The sequence below is a fragment of the Streptomyces sp. NBC_01260 genome, assembly GCF_036226405.1.
Classification (GTDB): Bacteria; Actinomycetota; Actinomycetes; order Streptomycetales; family Streptomycetaceae; genus Streptomyces; species Streptomyces laculatispora.
Genome location: NZ_CP108464.1, coordinates 7,217,354 through 7,240,490, shown reverse-complemented (window position 1 = coordinate 7,240,490; position 23,137 = coordinate 7,217,354). Strand labels below are relative to the sequence as shown.

Genomic DNA, 23,137 nt, shown 5'->3' with positions numbered 1-23,137 from the left:
CCCGTACCGACCCCCGTACCCGTCAGGAGATCCACCCTTCATGCGACTGATGCGCATAGGCGAGCCGGGCCACGAGCGCCCGGTCGTCGTCTGCCCCGAGGGCCGCCACTACGACCTGTCGGGCATCACCGACGACATCGACGGCGCGTTCCTCGCCGCGCTGGCCGGCAATCCGCACCTGATCCCCGCCGAGCCGAAGCTCCCGGAGACCGACATCACCGGCGAGCGGATCGGTGCCCCGGTGGCCCGGCCCTCCGCGCTCCTGTGCATCGGACAGAACTACGCCGCCCACGCGGCGGAGTCCGGGGCCGAGCCGCCCGAGCAGCCGATCCTGTTCTACAAGTCCCCGAACACGGTCGTCGGCCCGTACGACGACGTCCTCATCCCGCGCGGATCGAGGAAGACCGACTGGGAGGTGGAGCTGGCCGTCGTCATCGGCCGCCGCGCCTCCTACCTGGACTCCCCCGCCGACGCCGCCGCCCACATCGCGGGCTACGCGGTGAGCAACGACGTCTCCGAGCGCGCCTTCCAGCTGGAGGAGTCCGGCGGCCAGTGGTCCAAGGGCAAGAGCTGCGCCACGTTCAACCCGCTGGGCCCGGTCCTGGTGACGGCCGACGAGGTCGGTGACCCGCAGCAGCTGAGGCTGACCAGCCATGTCAACGGAGAGCCCCGGCAGGACTCCTCCACCGCGGACATGATCTTCAGCGTGGCGCATCTGGTGCACCATCTGTCGCAGTACCTGGTGCTGGAGCCCGGAGACATCATCAACACGGGTACGCCCCAGGGGGTGGCCCTGTCCGGTCGCTTCCCGTACCTGGGCCCGGACGATGTGATGGAGGTCGAGATCTCCGGCCTGGGCCGGCAGCGCAGCGTCTGCCGGCCCGCGTAGTCCCGCTCAGTCCTCCGGGAGTTCGACCGGGGCGATCTCGTCGTAGACGTCGCCGGGGCCGGGGTTGGCCGCGTCGGTCGCACCGCCGAACTGGGTCATCACGCCCCAGACGGCGTTCAGCGCGGTCTGCACGGCCCCCTCGGCCCAGCCGGCCGTCCAGGAGATGTCGTCGCCGGCCAGGAACAGGCCCCGCTTGTCGGCGGGCAGCCGGTCCTGCATGAAGTGGGTGAACAGCCGCCGCTGGTAGCGGTAGTGGCCGGGCAGATTGGCCTTGAACGCACCCATGAAGAAGGGCTCGTTCTCCCAGGAGACCGTCACCGGATTGCCGATGATGTGCTTCCTGATGTCGACGCCCGGGTAGATCTCGCCGAGCGACTTGAGCATCACGTCCATGCGCTCGGTCGCCGAGAGCGGCAGCCACTTCAGGCTGTCGTCGCACCAGGTGTACGAGAGGCAGATGCTGGCCGGCTTGTCCGGGCCGTCGTCCAGGAGGTAGGTGCCGCGCGTCATCCGGTCGGTGAGCGTCATCGACATGGTGTCGCGGCCGGTGGGCTCCCCGTTGCCGTCGACGGCCCCGTCCAGCCAGAACGGCCGGTCGACGGGGACGAACAGCTTGGAGGACTCCATGTAGTGGGTGCGCTCCATCGCCGTCCAGTGGTCGATCGGGAAGAGCGCGTCGTCGCAGGCGATCTTGGAGAGCAGCAGCCAGGACTGCCCGGTGAAGACGGCCGCGCGGAAGGTGCGGATGTCACCGGAGGCGTCGGTGACGGTGATCCGGTTCCCGGCGGTGCGGTTCAGCCGGGTCACCGCGGGACGCGGCTCCCCGTCGTGCAGCGAGGCCAGCGAGGTGCCGAGCGGCCAGTGGATGATCTTCTGCGGCTCGCGTTCCCACAGGCGCAGCGGAAGCTGCTGGCTGCCGCCCACGATGGAGCGGTGGTGGTCGTCCGCCTCGGTGTAGACGACGCGCAGGATCTCCAGGATGGAGTTGGGGAAGTCGGTGTCCCAGCCGCCGGTGCCGAAGCCGACCTGGCCGAAGATCTCGCGGTGCCGGAAGGACTTGAAGGCCTCCGAGTCGCAGAGGAAGCCATAGAACGTCTGGTTGTCGAGCTTCTCGACGAGCCGGGCCCAGATCTCCCGGATCCGCGGCACATCGCGCTCGCGCATCGCCCGGTTCATGTCGGAGAAGTCGGCGCCCTCCTCCAGGCAGCTGTTCCAGGCGTCCATCACGTCCCGGTAGATCTGCGGAAGGTCGTCGATCGTCCGGGCGTAGTGCGACGCGCCCTTCAGGTCGACGACGGTCGACGGGGTGACCGGGGAGAGCGGGTTGGGGAACGGCTTCGTCTCCAGCCCGACCAGGTCGATGTAGTGCTGGAGCGCGGTCGAGGACGGCGGGAAGCGCATCGCGCCCATCTCGGCGGTGAGCGGCTGCCCGTCCACCGTGCAGCCGTCGAACTCGACCGTACGCAGCCGTCCGCCGATCCGGTCGGCCTCGTAGAGGACGGGCCTGAGCCCCATCTTCATCAGCTCGTAGGCGGTGATGATCCCGGAGAGCCCCCCGCCGATGACCGCGACCTCGCTGCCGTGCTCGGTCGCCGGTATCTGTCCGAGTCCGGCGGGGTGTGCGAGGAAGTCGTCGTACGCGTACGGGAAGTCCGGCCCGAACATGGTGATCGGCGGGGCTGCCTCGGTGTGCTGGACGGCGGTGGGCACCGTGGACGTCATGGGGTACGGACTCCTTGCGGGAAGAGTGAGTGAGCGGAGCGGCGGGCTCAGACGAGGGAGCCGTACAGACCTGGGCGGCGGTCGAGCAGATACGGGTTGCCGGCCCGGGACGCGGCCAGCAGGGCCGGGTCGACGTCCCCGAGGACGAGCTCCTCGCCGCGTCCGGCACGGGTGCGGACCGTGCCGTCGGGACCGGCCAGGCAGCTCAGCCCGACGAACTCGAACTCGCCTTCCGGACCGGTCCGGTTGGCGTAGGCGACGTACAGCTGGTTCTCGAAGGCACGGACCGGGACGAGGGACTCTGCGACGAACGGGAAGGGGTGCATCAATGCCGTGGGCACCAGCAGCAGATCGGTGCCGGCGAGGGCGTGCGCCCGCACGTTCTCCGGGAACTCGACGTCGTAGCAGATCATGAGCCCGATGCGTACGCCGTCCAGCTCGGCCTGGACGACCGGCTGCTCGCCGGGGGTGAACCACTGCTGCTCGAAGCCGCCGAAGAGATGGGTCTTGCGGTAGTTCGCGAGCGCGGCGCCGTCGGGCCCGATGAGCTGGGCGGCGTTGTACAGGGTGTCGCCGTCCCGCTCCGGGTAGCCGTAGTGAACGGCGAGCCCGTGCCGGGCGGCGATCGCGGCGATGGCCTGCGCGGCGGGCCCGTCGGCGGCCTCGGCCAGCCGGGGCACGTCGTCCCCGATCGCGTACCCGGTCAGGAACATCTCGGGGCAGACGAGCAGCCGGGCCCCGTCGGCGGCGGCGCGGCGTGCGGCGTCCTCGATCACCTCGATGTTCCGGGCCACCGAGCCCGGATGTCCGGAGCTCTGGAGCAGGGCGGTGCGCAACGGCGGCATGGCAGACCTCGGGCGGTGCGGGCGGGGCGGGGACGTATTGACGGTACGGTCCGCGATCGCCCCCGGACAAGGCGCGACCGTTGCGCACCGACCGTCGATCCGTTGCGCCCCACCGGGCGCGGGCGACGATTCATTGCGCCCAGCGTTCCCGCAGGTCAACAAGGTGACCCAGGTCTCCGTCCCGACCCGCGGCATCCGGCTGCGGCGCGGCACCTTAGCCCGGCGACCCCGACGAGTACCGCCGCAGCAGCGGCGAGAGCACCAGCACGGACTTCGTCCGCTCGACGTACGGCTCGCCCGCGATCCGCTCCAGCACCTGCTCGAAGTGGCGCATGTCAGCCGCGAACACCTGAACGATCGCGTCCGCGTCCCCGGTCACCGTGGACGCGGACGCGACCTCGGGATAACGGGCGAGACCGTGCTTGATCGACTCCGGCGAGGTGTTGCGGCTGCAGTAGATCTCGATGAACCCCTCGGTCTCCCAGCCGAGCGCCGCCGGATCCACCCGTACGGTGAACCCGGTGATCGCGCCCTCGGCGCGCAGCCTGTCCACCCGGCGCTTCACCGCGGGCGCGGACAGCCCGATGATCGAGCCGATGTCGGCGTAGGAGCGGCGGGCGTCCTCGGCGAGGGCGTGGACGATGCGTTCGTCGAGGTCGTTCAGTCGCACGTCGTACGGATCACTTCTCTGCGATGGCGATGGCCGGGTGACGGCCAGGGCGACGGCCGGTTCGGGGGCGGCGGTGCCGCCCCCGAAGTAGACCACGGGCCCGCCCCGCAGGGCGCGCTCACCGCAGGTGGAACGGGGTCAGAACGGGAACTGCGAGCGCCCGTGCTGCACGGAGATCCACTTCTGGGTGGTGAAGGCGTCGAGCATCGAGTCGCCGTTCAGCCGCCCGAGGCCGGAGCTCTTCTCGCCGCCGAAGGGAACGATCGGCTCGTCGTGGACGGTGCCGTCGTTGATGTGGATCATGCCGGTGCGGATTCGCTGCCCGACCCGGACACCGCGCTCGACGTTGCCGGTGTGCACCGCGCCGCTCAGCCCGTACGGGGTGTCGTTGGCGATCCGGATGGCCTCGTCCTCGCCGTCGAACGGCACGAGGAGCGCGACCGGGCCGAAGATCTCCTGGGACAGCACCGGCGAGTCGGCCGCCAGGCCGGTCAGCACGGAGGGGCTGACGAGGTTGCCGTCGGCCCGCCCGTGCAGCAGTGCGGTCGCACCGGCCTCCACGGTCTGGTCGACGAGCGCGGCGATCGCCTCGGCCTGGGTGGAGTTGATCAGCGGACCGATCTGGGTCGCCGGGTCGGCCGGGTCGCCGACGCGCAGCGAGGCGACCTTGGCGACGAACTTCTCGGTGAACTCCTGCTCCACCGAACGGTCGACCAGAATCCGGTTGGCGGCCATGCAGACCTGCCCCTGGTGCACGTAGCGGCTGAACACCGCGGCGTCGACCGCGTAGTCCACATCGGCGTCGTCGAGCACGATGAGCGCGCTGTTGCCGCCGAGTTCGAGCACGGAACGCTTGAGGTTCGCCGCGCACACGGTCGCGACGTGCCGCCCGACCTTGTCCGAGCCGGTGAAGGAGATGACCTGCGGAACGGGGTGCTCCAGCAGCGCGTCACCGATCTCGGCGATGTCGGTGACCACCACGTTCAGGAGTCCGGCGGGCAGCCCCGCGTCCTCGAACACCTTCGCCACCAGGGTGCCGCCGCAGACCGGCGTGTTCTGGTGCGGCTTGAGCACCACGGCGTTGCCGAGTGCCAGCGCGGGGGCGACCGACTTCAGCGACAGCAGGAAGGGGAAGTTGAACGGGCTGATGACACCCACCACGCCGACGGGCACGCGGTAGACCCGGTTCTCCTTGCCCTCGGTCGGCGAGGGCAGGATCTGCCCGGTGGACCGCAGCGCGAGCTGGATCGACTCGCGCAGGAACTCCTTGGCCAGATGCAGCTCGAAGGCGGCCTTCAGCCGTGTGCCACCGAGCTCCGCGACGATCGCGTCACCGATCTCGGCCTCGCGGTCCTCGACGATCCGCAGCGCCTTCTCCAGCACGGTGCGCCGGGCGTAGGCGTTGGTGTCGCCCCAGGCCTGCTGAGCGGTCTCGGCCGCCCGGTACGCCTGGTCCACCTCGTCGGCCGTGGCGACCGTGATCGAGGCGAGCTTCTCCCCGTCGAAGGGGTTGAAGTCGATGATGTCCCAGGACCCCTTGCCCGGCCTCCACTCGCCGTCGATGTACTGATGGGCCAGGTCAGTGAAGAAGGACATGAGATCCCTTACCGCAGAGAGGCGGGCAGCTGATTGGGGTTCATGTTACTTAATTTTCAACTGAGTTGGAAAGCGTGAAAGCGTTCTCAGGCACCCGGATCCGGACATCCGAAACGGCCCGCGCGAGCCCTCCGAAAGGGCCCCTGAGCTCCCTCGGAACGCCCGTGCCCCTTCCGGCGCGAACGGCCTGAAGGGGCACGGATGGTGCGGTGCGCGGGATCAATTCCAGCTGGCGTGCAGCGGCTTGCCCTCCGCGTAACCGGCGGCGCTCTGCACACCGACGACCGCCTTCTCGGCGAACTCCTCGAGGGAACCCGCGCCGGCGTAGGTACAGGAGGAGCGGACGCCCGCGATGATCGAGTCGACCAGGTCCTCGACGCCGGGACGGGACGGGTCCAGGAACATCCGCGAGGTGGAGATGCCCTCCTCGAAGAGCGCCTTGCGGGCCCGGTCGTACGCGGACTCGTCGGAGGTGCGGTTCTTCACGGCGCGCGCGGACGCCATGCCGAAGGACTCCTTGTAGAAGCGCCCGTCGGCGGACTGCTGGAGGTCGCCGGGCGACTCGTACGTCCCGGCGAACCAGGAACCGATCATCACGTTGGACGCGCCCGCGGCGAGCGCCATGGCGACATCGCGCGGGTGGCGGACGCCGCCGTCCGCCCAGACGTGCTTGCCGTACTTCTTCGCCTCGGCGGCGCATTCCAGGACCGCGGAGAACTGCGGCCGGCCGACCCCGGTCATCATCCGGGTGGTGCACATGGCGCCCGGTCCGACACCGACCTTGATGATGTCGGCGCCGGCCTCGATGAGGTCGCGCACCCCCTCGGCGGCGACGATGTTGCCGGCGACGATCGGCACCTGCGGGTCCAGCGCCCGGACCGCGCGGACCGCGCTGATCATGGACTCCTGGTGACCGTGCGCGGTGTCGACGACCAGCGTGTCGGCGCCGGCGTCGAGGAGCTGCTTGGCCTTGCCGGCCACGTCACCGTTGATCCCGACGGCGGCGGCGATCCGCAGCTTGCCGCCCGCGTCGGTGGCGGGGGTGTAGAGCGTCGCGCGCAGTGCCGCCTTCCGGGTGAGTATGCCGACGAGACGGCCCTGCTCGTCGACCGCGGGGGCGAGCTTGCGGTTGGCGCCGTCGAGCTTGTTGAACGCGTCGCGCGGGTCGATGTCCGCGTCGAGCAGCACCAGGTCCTTGGACATGACCTCGGAGAGCTGGGTGAAGCGGTCGACGCCGGTCAGGTCGTGGTCGGTGACCACGCCGACGGGCCGCCGCTCGCTGTCGACAACGACGCCGGCGCCGTGGGCGCGCTTGGGGAGCAGGGACAGCGCGTCGGCGACCGTCTGGCCGGGAGCCAGCACGATGGGCGTGTCGAGCACGAGGTGGCGTGTCTTGACCCAGGCGATGACCTCGGTGACGACCTCGATCGGAATGTCCTGCGGGATGACGACGAGACCGCCGCGACGGGCCATCGTTTCGGCCATCCGACGGCCCGCGATCGCCGTCATATTCGCGACAACGAGCGGGATGGTGGTGCCGGTGCCGTCGGGCGAGGACAGGTCCACCCCTTGGCGGGATCCGACCGCCGACCGGCCCGGGACCATGAAGACATCGTCGTACGTGAGGTCGTACGGGACGGCGGGGGACTCTGTGTATCGACCGGTGCCGGGCTCAAGAAAACGCATAACACTCATTTTTTCATACGAAATGGCGCAGGTCGTTTCCACGAAGACACAACAAATGACTCCCGCGTTCGTGTGTTCCTCCGAGGAACCGGATCGGGAGTCCCGGGCAAGTGGAACCTGCCTTACCCACAGACCCTACCTGCACGGCATCCCGATCATTCGGGATCAGCATCCCTGGACCTGGTGACAAGGGGTCAGGTAGCTTCAAATGCGCAGGTCCCGCGGGTCAGTAACACGCCCCGGAGGAACAGGCGGATTGGTCACAACTTCCGTCATACGCACGACCGGAGAGGATCACGACCCGCCCGTGGAGAGCGAACTGCCGGACATCTACTGCCCGTTCCCCCAGCGCACGAACCCGCACGTCGGGCACGTAAGGGCACATCTCGACAGCTGGACCCGCAACACCGGCCTGGTACACCGGGATTCAGCCAGGGAACGCTTCGAGCAGGCGGACTTCGGGGCCTTCGTAGGCATGGTGTACCCGACCGCCGACAGTAAGAATCTGGACCTTGTCGCCGACTGGTTCGTCTGGCTGTTTCTCGTCGACGACCAGCTGGACGACGGCCATCTCGGCCGCAGGCCGGACCGGGTGCGGAGCGTGGTCGAGCTGATGCGGTGCGTGGTCGACGGCAGCGGCACACCGGCGGACGAGGAGCTGCCGGCCGCTGTCGTCGCCCTCGTCGATCTGTGGGAACGCACGGTGCCGGCCGCCGCACCGCAGTGGCGGCGCCGCTTCACCTATCACCTGATGAAGTACCTCACGACCGCCACCACCTGGGAGGCCGGGAACCGGGCCGACGGCGTGGTCCCGCCCGAGGCGACGTACATCGAGAAGCGCCGGCACACCGGTGCGATACATGTCTGCATGGACCTGATAGAGATCGTGGCCGGCATCGAGGCTCCCGAGTCGATCCACAACGATCCCCGGTTCATCATCGCGCTGGAGGCCTCGTGCAACGTCGTGTGCTGGGCCAATGACGTGTACTCGTACGAGAAGGAGCAGGTCCTCGGCGAGATCCACAATCTCGTCCATCTGGTCCGGCACCACCGCGGGTACGGCAAGCAGCAGTCGCTCGACCACGTCTGCGCGGAGATCGCCGCCGAGACCGAGCGCTTCCTCGCCGCGGAGGCCGAGCTGCTCACCGCGTATCCGCAGCTCAACTGGATGCTGAAGCCGTATCTGGACGGGATGCGGAGCTGGATGCGCGGCAATCTCGACTGGTCCCGGCAGACCCCGCGGTACAACCCGGCCGACGTCAGCCAGTACAAGGAGCCGGAGCAGTATCTGGAGGCGACAGTCCTGGGCGTCCGGCAGAGCTGACCCGGGCCTGAAACATCAAGGACGCAGGGGGTGCGGGCGGTGACACCGCCCGCACCCCCTGCGTCCTTCGCTCACTCCCCGTCCGGGTCGGACCGCTCCAGCGCGGGCCTGCGCGGTGCGGCCGAGTCGGTCAGCAGGTAGTCGGCCGCCGCGGTGTCCGTCACCAGGCTGGTGACCAGCCCGGACCGCAGCACCGCTCCGATCGCCGCGGCCTTGCGCTGGCCGCCCGCGATCGCCACCACCTCGGGAATCCGGCGCAGCCGGTCCGCCTCGACCGTGATGCAGCGCTCGCCGAGGTCCCGGCCGACCCGCCGGCCCTCCGAGTCGAAGAGGTGCGCCGACATCTCGGCGGCGACGCCGAGCGAGGCGTAGTGCGCCCGCTCCTCGTCGGACAGCATGTCGTGGACCGTGGAGATGCCGGGCTCCCAGGAGCCGATGGACACCGCCGCGACCGTCACCTTGTCGAAGTAGTCGAAGGCGCGGGCGATCCCGGTCTGGTGGCGCAGCGCGGCGGCCGTGGCCGGGTCGGGCAGCAGCATCGGCGCGTAGATCGGGTGGGCCTCGCCGCCGGACACCTGTGCGGCCCGCCGGACCGCCTCGACCGAGCCGCGCTCGGCGGTCCCCGCGTCGTACACCCCGGTGAGCTGCACGACCGTGCACGGCGGGAGCCGGTCCAGGGCCGCCGCCATGTGGATGGTGGACCGGCCCCAGGCCAGCCCGAGCACATCGCCCTCGTTCACCAGTTCGCCGAGCAGATCGGCCGCGACCTCGCCCAGGTTCTCCGGGTCGGCGGCGTCGTCCTGCTCCTCGGCCGGGGATTCGACCACGACGGCGTGGCGCAGCCCGTAGCGGGCGCGGAGCGCGTCGGAGCGCTCGGCGTCCAGCTCGGCGGGGACCCGGATCTCGATCCGTACGAGGTCGCGTTCCAGCGCCGTCTCCAGGACCCTGGCGACCTTGAAGCGGCTGACGCCGAACTCCTCGGCGATCTGGATCTTGGATTTGCCCTCGAGGTAGAAGCGGCGGGCCATGGCCGCCGCCTGCACCAGCTCCGCGGGCCCCATCCGCAGGGCGGACCGGCCCGCCGACATTGCAGACACCGCGTTCTCCTCACTGCTGTTCACGCTCTTGATACGCCGTTCATCCTGTCAGATACGGCGATCCTTGATCGGTCCCGTCGGACCGCGTTCATCTGCCCTTGGCCGGGCCGACCGGCAATCGGGGGCCGGAGCGGCTGGATGCTCCGTCGCCCGCGTCAGTGGCCGCACGCCCACGGCGCCGAGGCGATGGCTCCGTCGGCCTTGGCGCGCAGGGCCTGCACCGCCGCGGCCGGGTCCTTGGCGCCGTACACGGCGGAACCGGCGACGAAGACGTCGGCGCCGGCCTCGGCGCACCGTTCGATGGTGGACTCGGAGACCCCGCCGTCGACCTGGAGCCACAGTTCGAGGCCGTGCCTGGAGATCAGCTCACGGGTGCGGCGGATCTTCGGCAGCATGATGTCCAGGAAGGACTGGCCCCCGAAGCCCGGCTCCACCGTCATGATCAGCAGCATGTCGAGCTCGGGAAGCAGGTCCTCGTACGGCTCGATGGGCGTCGCCGGCCTGAGCGCCATGGACGCGCGGGCCCCCTTGGCCCGGATCTCCCGCGCCAGCCGCACGGGGGCGGCCGCGGCCTCCACGTGGAAGGTGACGGATCCCGCCCCCGCCTCGACGTACTGCGGGGCCCAGCGGTCCGCGTCCTCGATCATCAGATGGCAGTCCAGCGGCGTGGACGTGGCCCTGCTGAGTGATTCCACGATCGGCACGCCGAGCGTCAGATTGGGCACGAAGTGGTTGTCCATGACGTCGACATGGAGCCAGTCGGCGCCCTCGACGGCCTGCGCCTCCTCGGCGAGGCGTGCGAAGTCGGCGGAGAGAATGCTGGGGTTGATCTGGGCCATGGGCCAAGCCTGCCACGTTCTGCGGCACTTCCCCGCTTCGGTGCGCTCCAAAGCCTCACGGGATCATTACGGTTCGCACATTCCCGGCTTTTCACCCCCGGTCCGGGGGCGGCCGCCCCTTCAGCCGGTCTGATCAGCCGGTACGCCGCAGCACGGCGAGGTACATCGCGTCCGTGCCGTGCAGATGCGGCCACAGCTGAACGTCCGGCCCGTCGCCCAGGGCGGGCACCCCGGGCATCAGCGGACGGGCGTCCACCCACTCGGCCTCGACCGGCGCCCCGCCGCGGCCCTTGAGCACGTCCTCGACGACCACCCGGGTCTCCGCGAGGTGCGGGGAGCAGGTCGCGTAGCCGACGACGCCGCCGATCCGTACGGCCTTCAGCGCCTCGCGCAGCAGACCGCGCTGGAGCGGCGCGAAGCTCTCCAGGTCCTCCTTGCGGCGTCGCCAGCGGGCCTCCGGCCGGCGGCGCAGCGCGCCGAGGCCCGAGCACGGGACGTCCATCAGGATCCGGTCGAAGGTGTCGGGCCGCCACGGCGGGCGGGTGCCGTCGGCGGTGATCACCTGGTACGGGCCGGGGTTGCCGGCCAGCGAGCGCTCGACGAGGCGGGCCCGGTGCGGCTGCTTCTCGGCCGCCAGCAGGGCGGCGCCGCGTCCGGCCGCGAGGGCGGCCAGCAGGGCGGCCTTTCCCCCGGGCCCGGCGCAGCCGTCGAGCCAGCGGGTGTCACGGCCCTCCAGCGGCGCGTTGGCGAGGGCCGCGGCGACGAGCTGGCTGCCCTCGTCCTGGACACCGGCCCGGCTCTCCTGCACGGCGGTCAGTGCGCCGGGCTCGCCGCCCTCGGCCATCCGCACGGCGTAGGGCGACCAGCGGCCGGGGAGCCCGTTCTCCTCGCCCAGCGCCTCCAGCAGCTCATCGGTGGTGGAGCGGCCGGGGCGGGCGACGAGTGTGACCTCGGGCCGTTCGTTGTCGGCCTCCAGCAGGTCCTCGATGCCGGCGCGGCCGCCGCCGAGAGCGTCCCAGAGGGCGGAGACGACCCACCGCGGATGCGAGTGCACGATGGCGAGGTGGTCCTCCGCGTCGTCCTCGTACGAGGGGGCGACCCGCGCCACCCACCCGTCGAGGTCGTCCGCGGAGACCTTGCGCAGGACTGCGTTGACGAACTTGGCGCGCCCCTCGCCGAGCACCACCCGGGCAAGCTCCACACTGGCGGAGACCGCGGCGTGGGTCGGGATGCGGGTGCCGAGCAGCTGGTGCACGCCCATGTTCAGCACGTCCAGGACCGGCGGGTCGACCTCGCGCAGCGGCCGGTCGATGCAGGCCGCCACGATCGCGTCGTACGTGCCCTGCCGGCGCAGCGTTCCGTAGACCAGCTCGGTCGCCAGCGCCGCGTCCCGGTTGTCGAAGTCGCCGTTGGCGCGGGCCTTCTTCAACAGCGGGGGGAGGACGAGGTTGGCGTACGCGTCGCGTTCGTCGACGGCCCTGAGGGCCTCGAAGGCAAGGAACCGGACCGGGTCCTTCTGCGGGCGGCGGTGCGGGGTGGCGGGACGGCGACGCGGCTGGTCGTTCACGTGAAAGGTGCTCCGCTGATGGTGAGAGGGCGAACCGCCCCAGCCTACGTCCCCGCCCGGCCCCGGCGCTCCGCGAGAGGCCCCGGGCCCCCGCGGGCCCGGCATGAACCGGGCGGGGGACCCCAGGGGCTGTCCCGTGGTCCATGGCGGATCACGGGACAGGCCTCAGATCCCGACGAGCTCGCCCGGAACGATGCGCACCCCGCGCGCCCAGTCGGCGGCGCGCATCGGCTTCTTGCCCTGCGGCTGGACCCAGAGCAGCTCGATCGCGTGCGATCCGGTGCCCACGTGGACGTTGTTCTTGGCCGCGGACAGCTCACCGGGTGCCAGATCCGTCCGGGCCAGGACGGGCACTGCCTGGATCAGCTTGAGCCGTTCCCCGCGGAAGAGGGTCCAGGCGCCGGGGGCGGGGGTGCAGCCGCGGACCACCCGGTCGACGCGCAGCGCGGGCGCGGACCACTGGACCTGCGCGTCCTCGACGGTGATCTTCGGCGCCAGGGTGATCCCCTCGGCGGGCTGCGGAACGGCGTGCAGCGTGCCGTCCTCGATGCCGTCCATGGTCGCCGCGAGCAGCCCGGCTCCGGCGAACGCCAGCCGGGTCAGCAGATCGCCGCTGGTGTCGGTGGGCCGGACCTCCTCGGTGAGGACGCCGTACACGGGCCCGGAGTCCAGCCCCTCCTCGATCAGGAAGGTGGAGGCACCCGTCACCTCGTCGCCCGCCATGACGGCGTGCTGCACGGGTGCGGCGCCGCGCCAGGCGGGGAGCAGCGAGAAGTGGAGGTTGACCCAGCCGTGGGCGGGCACGTCCAGCGCGGTCTTGGGCAGCAGTGCCCCGTAGGCGACGACCGGGCAGCAGTCCGGCGCGATCTCCCGCAGCCGCGCCAGGAAGTCCTCGTCCCGTGGCCTGGCCGGCTTGAGCACCTCGATCCCGGCCTCCTCGGCCCGTTCGGCGACGGGACTGGCCACCAGACGGCGGCCGCGCCCCGCGGGCGCGTCGGGCCGGGTCACGACGGCGGCGACCTCGTGCCGGCCGGAGGCGATCAGGGCGTCCAGTGCGGGTACGGCTACCTCGGGGGTGCCTGCGAAGACGAGCTTCATGGGTGGCTGACTGCCTCTCAGGCCAGAAACGTACGGTGACGAGCAACGCACAAGTCTATGGGCCCGGCGGCCGGGAGGGCGCTGGAGGTCTTGGCGGGATCAGGGAGCGGCGTCCGGTGCGTGCAGGGCGCAAGGCGCCGGGGCGTCCTCCCCGGGGGGCGTACGCAGCGTTGCGCGCCCCTTGCAGGTGCGTATACGCCCCCGGAGCGTGACCACATCCCCGGGTGAGGCGTTGGTCAAGAGAGATTGACCGAAGCGAGCCGCCACGGTGCGGCCCGATCCCTTTCAACGCCGGTTCGAGAGGCTTCTTCATGGCCGACCACGCAACCCACGACGCCCAAGCGCGGGCCAGCCTGCATCTTCTGGTGCGAGACATCGAGCGGGTCCGGCGGCAGGTGGACGCGCTGCGCACGCTCACCGCCCAACTGGGCAACGTCTACCGTCCGCGCCGCTCCGGCCCGTCCGCGGGCTTCGTCGTCTACGGCAGGGCCCCGGCCCCCACCGTCAGGCTGGCGCAGGAACTGCGGGACAGTGTCGAGACCCTGGTGACGGCGGCAGTGGACTTCGACCGTTCGCTGGGCTTCTCCTGGGACGCGGTGGGCTCCGCGCTCGGAGTCACCAAACAGGCGGTCCACCGCCGCTACGGCACACGGCGCGCCGCCCCGCAGCCGTTGGCGGCCGAGGCCGCCGAGCCCGTGGTGCACGGTCCGGTGCCGGTGGTTCCCGGATCCCCCGCCGCTCCGGCTCTGCCCGTCGTTCCGGCCGCGCGCTCGATGCCCCCGCAGCCGTCGGCGGACCGCCCGTCCCTGCGCGAGGACCTGCGCCCGGGCGCCTTCCCGGGTCCGCGCAACGGCTGACCCACCCGGGCCTGTCCGGCCGTGCCCCGGCACGGCAGGACGGGCCCGGTCAGACCTGTCCGGCATCAGCCCCGTCCGGCATCAAGCACGACGGAACTCAAAGGCACCACTGTCGCCGGCTCAAGCCCGTCCGGCGATTGAGGACGAAGCGTCCAGCGGGCGCCCGCACCCCCGCTCCCCCGTCACCCGATGTCCGGCGGATCCACCCGAATCCGCACCGGACCCCCACCGCCCCGCGACATCCGCGCCGCCTGTGCCGCCTTCAGCGCGGCCGCCAGCGCCGCCCCGCTGCCCGGGCGCACCCGGACCAGCGCCCGCTCCCAGGTCTCCCCCGGCGGTGCGTCGAAGGGCCTGCGGGGCCGGCCGGGCTCGCTGCCGGGGACCGGTACCGGACCGAGCACCTCCGCGTCCGGCGGGAGCTCCGCAGCGGCCAGGAACGCGGCGAGCGCCTGCGGCTCACCCGTCACCGAAGCCATCCGGGACACCGGCGGAAAGCCCAGCTCGGCCCGTTCCGCGAGCTCACGGCGCGCATGTCCGACCGGGTCCCAGCGCACCAGGGCCTGAACGGGCCGCAGCGTCGGCTCGGCGACGATCACCACCGTGCCGCCCTCGGGCTGCCCCCGTACCAGCGCGGCGGCGGCCGTCCAGCGGCGCAGCGCCTCCTCCCCGGCCCGCAGGTCGGGGCGGCCGACCATCGCCCAGCCGTCCAGCAGCAGCGCCGCCGCGTACCCGCCCTCGGCGACCGGTTCGGCCCCCGGGGTGCTGACCACGAGCGCGGGCTGGTCCGGAACCGAGTCCAGCACATGGTCGCGCCCCGAGGTACGCACCGGCACGGCGGGAAACGCCCGGCCGAGCTCCTCCGCGGTCCGGCGGGCACCGACGATCTGGGCCCGCAGCCGCCGGGCCCCACAGGCGACGCAGTGCCAGGACGTCTCGGCCCGGCCGCACCACGCGCAGTTCAGGTCCTGCTGGTCGGGCGCCTCCAGCGGCCCCGCGCAGTGCCGGCACCGCGCGGGCTCCCGGCATCGCTCGCAGGCCAGCCGCGGGGCGTACCCGCGACGCGGCACCTGCACGAGCACCGGGCCGCTGCGCAGTCCGTCCCGCACGGTCTGCCAGGCGAGGCTCGGCAGCCTCGCGGCCCGTGCGGCGCCGTCCCGCGCGAGCTCGCCGTCCCCGACGGTACGCACCAGGGGCGCCGCGGTCCGCGTCTGCTCCCGGTCGGCGCGCAGCGGCAGCGCCCAGCCGCTCTCCACCAGCTGGGCGGCCTCCACGGTGCAGTTCGTACCGCCGAGCAGGAAGGCGCACCTGCTGTGAGCGGCCCGTAGCTCAAGGACCTCGCGGACGTGCGGGAAGGGGGCGTTGTCATCGCTGTGGCTGGAGTCCCCGTCGTCCCAGATCGCGACCAGGCCGAGGTCGGCGACCGGGGCGAACATCGCGGCCCTCGTCCCGACGACCGCCCGGACGGACCCGCGCCGCACGGCGAGCCACTCCCGGTACCGCTTCTCGGGCCCCGAGCCGGCGGTCAGCAGGGCATGACGGCCCTCGCCGAGGATCCCGCAGAGCGCGGCGTCGACCCGCCCCGCGGTCCTTCCGTCGGGGACCACGACCAGTGCGCCGCGGCCCGACGCGAGGGTCGCGGCGACGGCCCTGGCGATCTCCTGCGGCCAGTGCGGGCCCGGCAGCGCGGTCCACACGGCCCTGGGCGCGCCGCCCGAGGCGAGCGCCTCCAGGAACGCGGCGCCCTGCCCGTACCGCGCCCAGGTACCGGGAGAGGGTGCCAGGGGCGGCGGCAGCGGTTCGGGAGACGCCTTGGACTCGGCCCGGGCGTTCCTCGGCGGCACCGCGAGCTGCAGGACGTCCGCGAGGCTGCCCGCGTAACGGTCGGCGACGGACCGGGCGAGTCCGAGCAGCTCCGGCCCGAGGACGGGTTCGGGAGACACGACGGAGGCGAGCGCGGCCAGTGCGCCGCTGTAGTCGGACTCGGCCAGCCGCTCGACCAGGAATCCGTCGATCAGCCCGCCGCCCTCGCGCCGCCCGCCCCGGACATTGCGCCCGCCGGCACCGAAGCGCACCCGCACCCGCACCCCGGGCTGCGCGTCGGCGTCAAGCTCCTCGGGGACGGCGTAGTCGAAGTACTGGTCGAGGTGGAGCGCGCCCTTGTTCACCAGGACACGGGCGACGGGCAGCTCACCGGCGAGAGCGGCCCCGCGCCAGGTGCGTGGTTTGGCGCGCGGCACCTTGGCCTGACGCACCGACTCCCGGATCAGCGCAAGCTGCTCCGGTGCCCCGGTGTCGGGCTCGTCGGACCGCTCGTTGTCGCTGCTCACAGCCAAATTCCTACCAGATGCCACTGACAGCGGCGCCCGGCGGACATGTGGGCCTCCCGGGATCAGGCGCGGGAGAACGCCACCGCAGGGCTCCCGCGTCCGGCAGCGCACCCGTGATTCGCAGCCGCCGCCCGGGACCGGGCGGACGGGACGCCGGAGCCCGGACGCCGATGACGGCGTCCGGGCTCCGACGAGAAGGGGCGGCCCGGGGGCTTACAGGCCCGCGGCGCTGCGCAGTGCGTCCACCCGGTCCGTGCGCTCCCACGTGAAGTCGGGCAGCTCGCGGCCGAAGTGGCCGTACGCGGCGGTCTGGGCGTAGATCGGGCGGAGCAGGTCGAGGTCGCGGATGATCGCGGCCGGGCGGAGGTCGAAGACCTCGCCGATGGCGTGCTCGATCTTCTCGGTCTCGATCGCGGCGGTGCCGAACGTCTCGACGAAGAGGCCCACCGGCTCGGCCTTGCCGATCGCGTAGGCGACCTGCACCTCGCAACGGGCCGCGAGGCCCGCGGCGACGACGTTCTTGGCGACCCAGCGCATCGCGTACGCGGCCGAGCGGTCCACCTTCGACGGGTCCTTGCCGGAGAAGGCGCCGCCGCCGTGGCGGGCCATGCCGCCGTAGGTGTCGATGATGATCTTGCGGCCGGTCAGACCGGCGTCGCCCATCGGGCCGCCGATCTCGAAACGTCCGGTCGGGTTGACCAGCAGGCGGTAGCCCTCGGTGTCCAGCTTGATGCCGTCCTCGATCAGCTGCGCGAGCACGTGCTCCACGACGAACTCGCGGATGTCGGGCGCGAGGAGCGAGTCGAGGTCGATGTCGCTGGCGTGCTGCGAGGAGACGACGACCGTGTCGAGACGGACGGCCTTGTCACCGTCGTACTCGATGGTGACCTGGGTCTTGCCGTCGGGACGCAGGTACGGGATGGTCCCGTTCTTGCGGACCTCGGAGAGGCGGCGGGACAGCCGGTGCGCGAGGTGGATCGGCAGCGGCATCAGCTCGGGCGTCTCGTCACAGGCGTACCCGAACATCAGGCCCTGGTCGCCGGCGCCCTGCTTGTCGAGTTCGTCCTCGTCGCCCTCGACCCGCTTCTCGTACGCGGTGTCCACGCCCTGCGCGATGTCGGGCGACTGCGCGCCGATGGACACCGAGACGCCACAGGAGGCGCCGTCGAAGCCCTTCTTGGAGGAGTCGTAGCCGATCTCCAGGATCTTGTCGCGCACCAGCTGCGCGATCGGGGCATAGGCCTTGGTCGTGACCTCACCCGCAACATGCACCTGACCTGTGGTGATCAAGGTCTCGACGGCGACACGCGACGTCGGGTCCTCGGATAGGAGTGCATCGAGAATGGTGTCGCTGATCTGGTCAGCGATCTTGTCGGGGTGACCCTCGGTAACGGACTCCGAGGTGAAGAGACGGCGGGACACATCGCTCCCTGGGGTTGCAGCGGCTGCTGGCTGATCATTTGGCGGACGGCCCGGGAGCTGCGCCCGGTAAGGTCCGGCATCAGTTTATCGGTCGGCTCCGGCTGCCGGACAACGTGTCTCGCCCTTTGGGAGTTCTGTGACATGAGGCACGGCCGGCCGGATACCCTCCGGCGGCCTCACAAGGCCCCGCCGAAGCCCCGTTTCCCAAGGGATCGGACCCACCGGTACCAGGACACGAGAAATTCATCCAAGACGCGGCGACACGAGATCCCAGACCGTGTCGGCGAGCGCCTCCTTGGGCCCGAACGGCACCGGGGTCTCACCGCCGTCGGCCGCGAGCACCACCGCCTCGTTCTCCTCCGAGCCGAAGGTCCTGCGCTCCCCCACCTCGTTGACCACCAGGAGGTCGCAGCCCTTGCGGCGGAGCTTCTCGCGTCCGTTGGCCAGGACGTTGTCGGTCTCGGCGGCGAATCCGACGACGATCTGCTCCGGGTGGGCGCGCCGCGCGGCGACCTCGGCGAGGATGTCCGGGTTGCGGACGAGAGCGATCGGCGCGGGCTCCTGGCCGTCCTTCTTCTTGATCTTCCCCGTGGCGTACTCGGCCGGGCGGAAGTCGGCCACCGCCGCCGCCATCACCACGACGTCCGCGTCCGTCGCCGCCTTCAGCACGGCCTCGCGCAGCTGCATCGCGGTCCCGGCCCGCACGACGTCGGCCCCGGCCGGGTCGGGCAGGCCGGTGTTGGCCTCGATGAGCGTGACCCGCGCGCCGCGGGCGATCGCGGTGCGGGCGAGCGCGTACCCCTGCTTCCCGGAGGAGCGGTTGCCGAGGTACCGGACCGGGTCGAGCGGTTCCCGGGTGCCGCCCGCGCTGATCACCACATGGCGCCCCACCAGGTCGGGGGCGACGACGCCGCGGGCCAGCACCCGGCGGCAGACCTCGAAGATCTCCGCCGGGTCGGGCAGCCTGCCCTTGCCGGTGTCGACACCGGTGAGCCGGCCGACGGCGGGCTCGATGACGACGGTGCCCCGGCGGCGCAGGGTGGCGACGTTCTCCTGGGTGGCCGGGTGCTCCCACATCTCGGTATGCATGGCAGGCGCGAGGACGACCGGACAGCGCGCGGTGAGCAGCGTGTTGGTGAGCAGGTCGTCGGCCAGCCCGTGAGCGGCCCTGGCCAGCAGGTCGGCGGTGGCGGGAGCGATGACGACGAGGTCGGCGTGCTGCCCGATCCGTACGTGCGGGACCTCGTGGACGTCGTTCCAGACCTCGGTCGACACCGGGTGGCCGGAGAGCGCCGACCAGGTGGCCGCGCCCACGAAGTGGAGCGACGACTCGGTCGGCACGACCCGTACGTCGTGGCCGGACTCGGTCAGCCGCCGCAGCAGCTCGCACGCCTTGTACGCGGCGATGCCCCCGCTGACGCCCAGAACGACCTTCGGCTTCTCCACTGCGTCTCCCCGCACTCGGATACGTACTCGGATACGTACGCACCCATGCTGCCTCACTGTCGCGGACGCCGGTCTGCCGCCCCGGACACACCACAGGCCCGACGGTGGTGACCGCCGGGCCTGTGGTGAAGGTGCGTCTCCTGCTTACTGCGCGGGGCCCTCGATGGCCTCGGAGGTGAGCAGGCCCGCGTTGATCTCGCGGAGTGCGATCGAGAGCGGCTTCTCGTGCACGTGGGTGTCGACGAGCGGGCCGACGTACTCGAGGAGTCCCTCACCGAGCTGCGAGTAGTACGCGTTGATCTGGCGCGCGCGCTTGGCGGCGTAGATCACGAGGCTGTACTTCGAGTCGGTTGCTTCGAGGAGCTCATCAATCGGCGGGTTGATGATGCCCTCGGGCGTGGTGATGGAAGAGGACACTCTCTGCCTTCCGAAGGGGGTGAAGATCAAAGAAATCTTTGACAGTCAGGGGCTGTGTGATGCGGTCCCGTGTCGGTGCGTCCAGTGTGTTCAGTCGCTGTCGGCACGGTGGCCGGAAGCCTCCAGCATCAAGGCTAGCAGCTCACGTGCCACATCCTCGACGGAGGTATTGACAAGCGTCGTATCGAACTCGGATTCGGCAGCCAGTTCGATCTTGGCCGCGCCGAGACGACGCTCGATCACATCGGGCGCCTCGGTGCCGCGGCCGGTGAGCCGGCGGACCAGCTCGTCCCAGCTCGGCGGCGCCAGGAAGACCAGCTGCGCGTCGGCCATCGACTGCCTGACCAGCCGGGCGCCCTGGAGATCGATCTCCAGCAGCACCGGCTCACCCGCCTCCAGCCGCTCCTGCACGGCGCGGCGCGGCGTGCCGTAGCGGTTGCCGGCGAACTCGGCCCACTCCAGCAGCTCGCCGTTGGCGATCAGCTTGTCGAACTCCTCGTTGTCAACGAAGAAGTAGTGAACACCGTTGCGTTCGCCGGGGCGGGGCTTGCGGGTCGTCGCCGACACCGAGAGCCACACCTCGGGGTGGACCTTGCGCATATGCGCGACGACCGTGCTCTTGCCGACCCCCGAGGGGCCGGAGAGCACGGTCAGCCGCGGACGTACGTCCGGGGGTACGGGGGACGTCCCCCGGGATGTTGCAGCCATGGAGCGATTATCCAGGTTCTCAGGAGTGCCTGAGAACGTCAGGCGGCGCTGCCGCCGAACTCACGCTCCAGGGATGCGATCTGGTTGGAGCCAAGACCCCGGACCCGGCGGCTCTCGGAGATGCCGAGCCGCTCCATGATCTGCTTGGCGCGGACCTTGCCCACGCCGGGCAGGGACTCGAGCAGGGCGGAGACCTTCATCTTCCCGATGACGTCGTTCTCCTGGCCCGACTTGATGACCTCGTGGAGGGAGGCGCCGGAGTGCTTGAGTCGATTCTTGACCTCGGCCCGCTCCCGGCGAGCCGCGGCGGCCTTTTCGAGCGCGGCTGCGCGCTGTTCAGGGGTAAGGGGCGGAAGAGCCACGCCTACGTCACCTCGGATGTCGATCTGTCGGATACGGACCGGTGAGGCAACTGGATCGTCCCTCACCTGGTGAGCAACGAACAACCTGTGCGCGTTGGCTCTCGACGGAGACTAGCGGCCAGGGCCGCCGGAGTCAGCGAGAACAGACGAAAAGTCCTGGTCAGCCTTTGCCGACCAGGACATTCCTGGCATAACAACCGAGTTTTTTGGTCAGGATTACGTCAACACGCTGTTACGTGGGATGGTCAGCCATCCGAGACGGCCGCGCGGACCTCGTCCGCGAACCGCTCGGCGGCTTCGCGCAGCCCTGCCGCGTCCGGACCGTGGCGCAGCACGCCCCGGCTCACGCTGGGCAGCACATCGCGCACCGCGTCACCGAAGACCCCCGGCAGATCCGCGGGGGTCGCGCCCTGGGCGCCGATGCCGGGCGCGAGCAGCGGTCCGTTGATCGCGAGGTCCACGCCCGCGTCGCCCAGCGTGGCCCCGACCACCGCGCCGACCGAGCCGAGCGGGGTGGCCCCCTCGTTCTCGGCCGCCATGTGGTCGAGCATCAGCTGCGCCAGCAGGCGGCCGTCGGCCGCGGTGGCACGCTGCACCTCGGCGCCCTCCGGGTTGGAGGTGAGGGCCAGCACGAAGACGCCCGAGCCGGAGATCTCGGCCGCGTCGAGGGCCGGCCGCAGCGAGCCGAAGCCGAGGTACGGCGAGACGGTGACCGCGTCGGAGAACAGCGGCGAGTCCTTGTCCAGGTAGGTGGCGGCGTAGGCACCCATGGTGGAGCCGATGTCGCCGCGCTTGGCGTCCATCAGGACCAGTGCGCCGGCCGCGCGGGCCTCCTCGACGGCCTTCTCCAGGACGGCGATGCCACGCGAGCCGAAGCGCTCGAAGAACGCCGACTGCGGTTTGAGCACGGCGACCCGGTCGGCCAGCGCCTCCACGACCGTACGGGTGAAGCGCTCCAGGCCCGCCACGTCGTCGTTCAGCCCCCAGGAGGCCAGCAGGGAGGCGTGCGGGTCGATGCCGACGCAGAGCGGGCCACGGGTGTCCATGGCCCGGCGCAGACGTGCGCCGAAGGGTTCCTGGGTCATCGGGCGGCCTTCCTGGTCTCCGCGCCGACGGCGTCGGCGAGGGTGGCGTACGGGGAGGCGGCCAGGCGCGCGGCCAGGCCCTTGTGGATCGCCCGCGCGTAGAACGGGCCCTCGTAGATGAAGGCGCTGTAGCCCTGTACGAGCGTGGCGCCGGCGAGGATGCGCTGCCAGGCGTCCTCGGCGTTCTCGATGCCTCCGACGCCCACCAGGGTGATCCGGTCGCCCACGCGCGCGTAGAGGCGGCTCACGACCTCCAGGGAGCGTTCCTTGAGGGGTGCGCCGGACAGCCCGCCGATCTCCCCGGTCAGTGACGGCGAGGACTTCAGGCCCAGGCTGTCGCGGGCGATGGTGGTGTTGGTGGCGATGATGCCGTCCAGGCCCAGCTCGACCGCGAGGTCGGCGACCGCGTCGACGTCCTCGTCCGCGAGGTCGGGGGCGATCTTGACGAGCAGCGGGACCCGGCGGCCGGTGACGGTCCGGTCGGCGGCCTCGCGCACCGCGGACAGCAGCGGGCGCAGCGACTCGGTGGCCTGGAGGTTGCGCAGGCCCGGCGTATTCGGCGAGGAGACGTTGACGACGAGGTAGTCGGCGTGGGCGGCGAGCCGCTCGGTGGACTTCACGTAGTCGGCTGCGGCCTCGGCCTCGGGGACGGCCTTGGTCTTGCCGATGTTGACGCCGACCGTGGTCCGGAAGACCGGCACGCGGGCGGCCAGGCGCTCGGCGACGGCGGCCGAGCCCTCGTTGTTGAAGCCCATGCGGTTGATCAGCGCGCGGTCCGCGACGAGGCGGAAGAGCCGCTTCCTGGGGTTTCCGGGCTGCGCCTCGCCGGTGACCGTACCGATCTCGATGTGGTCGAAGCCGAGCATCGACATGCCGTCGATCGCGACGGCGTTCTTGTCGAAGCCGGCGGCGAGGCCGAAGGGCCCGTGCATCCGCAGGCCGAGCGCCTCGGTGCGCAGTTCCCGGTGGCGGGGGGCGAGCGCGGCGGCGACGAAGGTGCGCAGGACGGGGACGCGGGCGGCGAGGCGGATCCACCGGAACGCGGCGTGGTGGGCCTGCTCCGGGTCCATGCGCTTGAAGACCAGCTGGAAGAAGAGTTTGTACATCGGGGGTGTCCTCGGTGTTCTCACGAAGAGGGGGACACCGTTTCCGGTGCCCCCCTGCTGGGCTGTGGGCCTTT

General features: G+C 71.3%; 20 protein-coding genes. 3 read left to right on the top strand and 17 right to left on the bottom strand.

Annotation, left to right across the window (positions count from 1 at the left end; translation table 11 throughout):
- Nucleotides 1-40: 40 nt before the first annotated feature.
- Nucleotides 41-889 (top strand): fumarylacetoacetate hydrolase family protein, encoded by an 849-nt coding sequence (locus OG322_RS32355; RefSeq protein WP_207316491.1) that lies wholly within the window; start codon nt 41-43, stop codon nt 887-889.
- A 6-nt stretch (nt 890-895) separates the two neighbouring features.
- On the opposite strand, the gene OG322_RS32350 is transcribed toward OG322_RS32355, so the two are convergent.
- The 5 genes from OG322_RS32350 to OG322_RS32330 form a co-directional block, all read right to left on the bottom strand.
- Complete coding sequence (locus OG322_RS32350) at nt 896-2,611, bottom strand: flavin monoamine oxidase family protein (protein ID WP_123468320.1); 1,716 nt, start codon at nt 2,609-2,611, stop codon at nt 896-898.
- Between the two features lie 47 nt (nt 2,612-2,658).
- Nucleotides 2,659-3,456, bottom strand: coding sequence for a carbon-nitrogen hydrolase family protein (locus OG322_RS32345; protein ID WP_329307325.1), 798 nt, complete (start codon nt 3,454-3,456; stop codon nt 2,659-2,661).
- A gap of 214 nt (nt 3,457-3,670) precedes the next feature.
- Nucleotides 3,671-4,126 (bottom strand): Lrp/AsnC family transcriptional regulator, encoded by a 456-nt coding sequence (locus OG322_RS32340; RefSeq protein WP_123469724.1) that lies wholly within the window; start codon nt 4,124-4,126, stop codon nt 3,671-3,673.
- A 138-nt stretch (nt 4,127-4,264) separates the two neighbouring features.
- The gene (locus OG322_RS32335; RefSeq protein WP_123468324.1) at nt 4,265-5,722 is read right to left on the bottom strand and encodes an aldehyde dehydrogenase family protein; all 1,458 of its coding nucleotides are present in this window, start codon (nt 5,720-5,722) and stop codon (nt 4,265-4,267) included.
- 219 nt (nt 5,723-5,941) lie between these two features.
- On the bottom strand, nt 5,942-7,408 hold the full coding sequence (locus OG322_RS32330) for a GuaB1 family IMP dehydrogenase-related protein (RefSeq protein WP_123468326.1): 1,467 nt from the start codon (nt 7,406-7,408) through the stop codon (nt 5,942-5,944).
- A gap of 307 nt (nt 7,409-7,715) precedes the next feature.
- Here OG322_RS32330 and OG322_RS32325 point away from each other — a divergent pair, with 307 nt between their 5' ends.
- Nucleotides 7,716-8,732 (top strand): terpene synthase family protein, encoded by a 1,017-nt coding sequence (locus tag OG322_RS32325; RefSeq protein WP_329307324.1) that lies wholly within the window; start codon nt 7,716-7,718, stop codon nt 8,730-8,732.
- Nucleotides 8,733-8,803: 71 nt separating this feature from the next.
- Here OG322_RS32325 and OG322_RS32320 read toward each other — a convergent pair whose 3' ends face one another.
- The 4 genes from OG322_RS32320 to fmt form a co-directional block, all read right to left on the bottom strand.
- On the bottom strand, nt 8,804-9,820 hold the full coding sequence (locus tag OG322_RS32320) for a sugar-binding transcriptional regulator (RefSeq protein ID WP_123468330.1): 1,017 nt from the start codon (nt 9,818-9,820) through the stop codon (nt 8,804-8,806).
- 164 nt (nt 9,821-9,984) lie between these two features.
- Nucleotides 9,985-10,668, bottom strand: a complete 684-nt coding sequence (gene rpe, locus OG322_RS32315) for a ribulose-phosphate 3-epimerase (RefSeq protein ID WP_266412544.1) — start codon at nt 10,666-10,668, stop codon at nt 9,985-9,987.
- A 133-nt stretch (nt 10,669-10,801) separates the two neighbouring features.
- Entirely contained in the window at nt 10,802-12,235 is a 1,434-nt protein-coding gene (locus tag OG322_RS32310; protein ID WP_123468334.1) for an RsmB/NOP family class I SAM-dependent RNA methyltransferase, read from the bottom strand.
- 165 nt (nt 12,236-12,400) lie between these two features.
- Nucleotides 12,401-13,333 carry a methionyl-tRNA formyltransferase gene (fmt, locus tag OG322_RS32305; RefSeq protein ID WP_123468336.1) on the bottom strand — a complete coding sequence of 311 codons (933 nt, stop codon included), beginning with the start codon at nt 13,331-13,333 and terminating at the stop codon, nt 12,401-12,403.
- A 311-nt stretch (nt 13,334-13,644) separates the two neighbouring features.
- On the opposite strand from fmt, the gene OG322_RS32300 reads away from it, so the two are divergent.
- On the top strand, nt 13,645-14,190 hold the full coding sequence (locus OG322_RS32300; RefSeq protein ID WP_123468338.1) for a hypothetical protein: 546 nt from the start codon (nt 13,645-13,647) through the stop codon (nt 14,188-14,190).
- A gap of 182 nt (nt 14,191-14,372) precedes the next feature.
- On the opposite strand, the gene OG322_RS32295 is transcribed toward OG322_RS32300, so the two are convergent.
- The 8 genes from OG322_RS32295 to OG322_RS32260 all read right to left on the bottom strand — a co-directional run bounded on the left by OG322_RS32295 (nt 14,373) and on the right by OG322_RS32260 (nt 23,063).
- On the bottom strand, nt 14,373-16,517 hold the full coding sequence (locus tag OG322_RS32295; RefSeq protein WP_124286550.1) for a primosomal protein N': 2,145 nt from the start codon (nt 16,515-16,517) through the stop codon (nt 14,373-14,375).
- 213 nt (nt 16,518-16,730) lie between these two features.
- Entirely contained in the window at nt 16,731-17,939 is a 1,209-nt protein-coding gene (gene metK, locus OG322_RS32290; RefSeq protein ID WP_123468342.1) for a methionine adenosyltransferase, read from the bottom strand.
- Between the two features lie 243 nt (nt 17,940-18,182).
- On the bottom strand, nt 18,183-19,385 hold the full coding sequence (gene coaBC, locus OG322_RS32285; protein WP_123468344.1) for a bifunctional phosphopantothenoylcysteine decarboxylase/phosphopantothenate--cysteine ligase CoaBC: 1,203 nt from the start codon (nt 19,383-19,385) through the stop codon (nt 18,183-18,185).
- A 144-nt stretch (nt 19,386-19,529) separates the two neighbouring features.
- Nucleotides 19,530-19,802: a DNA-directed RNA polymerase subunit omega gene (gene rpoZ, locus OG322_RS32280; protein ID WP_003970369.1), complete on the bottom strand. Its 273-nt coding sequence runs from the start codon at nt 19,800-19,802 to the stop codon at nt 19,530-19,532.
- Between the two features lie 90 nt (nt 19,803-19,892).
- Nucleotides 19,893-20,510 carry a guanylate kinase gene (gene gmk / locus OG322_RS32275; RefSeq protein WP_123468346.1) on the bottom strand — a complete coding sequence of 206 codons (618 nt, stop codon included), beginning with the start codon at nt 20,508-20,510 and terminating at the stop codon, nt 19,893-19,895.
- A gap of 38 nt (nt 20,511-20,548) precedes the next feature.
- Nucleotides 20,549-20,872, bottom strand: a complete 324-nt coding sequence (locus tag OG322_RS32270) for an integration host factor (RefSeq protein ID WP_018524251.1) — start codon at nt 20,870-20,872, stop codon at nt 20,549-20,551.
- Between the two features lie 245 nt (nt 20,873-21,117).
- Nucleotides 21,118-21,957: an orotidine-5'-phosphate decarboxylase gene (pyrF, locus tag OG322_RS32265; RefSeq protein WP_124286549.1), complete on the bottom strand. Its 840-nt coding sequence runs from the start codon at nt 21,955-21,957 to the stop codon at nt 21,118-21,120.
- Nucleotides 21,954-23,063: a quinone-dependent dihydroorotate dehydrogenase gene (locus tag OG322_RS32260; protein ID WP_124286548.1), complete on the bottom strand. Its 1,110-nt coding sequence runs from the start codon at nt 23,061-23,063 to the stop codon at nt 21,954-21,956. Before OG322_RS32260 ends, pyrF begins: the two co-directional genes overlap by 4 nt.
- Between the last annotated feature and the right edge of the window lie 74 nt (nt 23,064-23,137).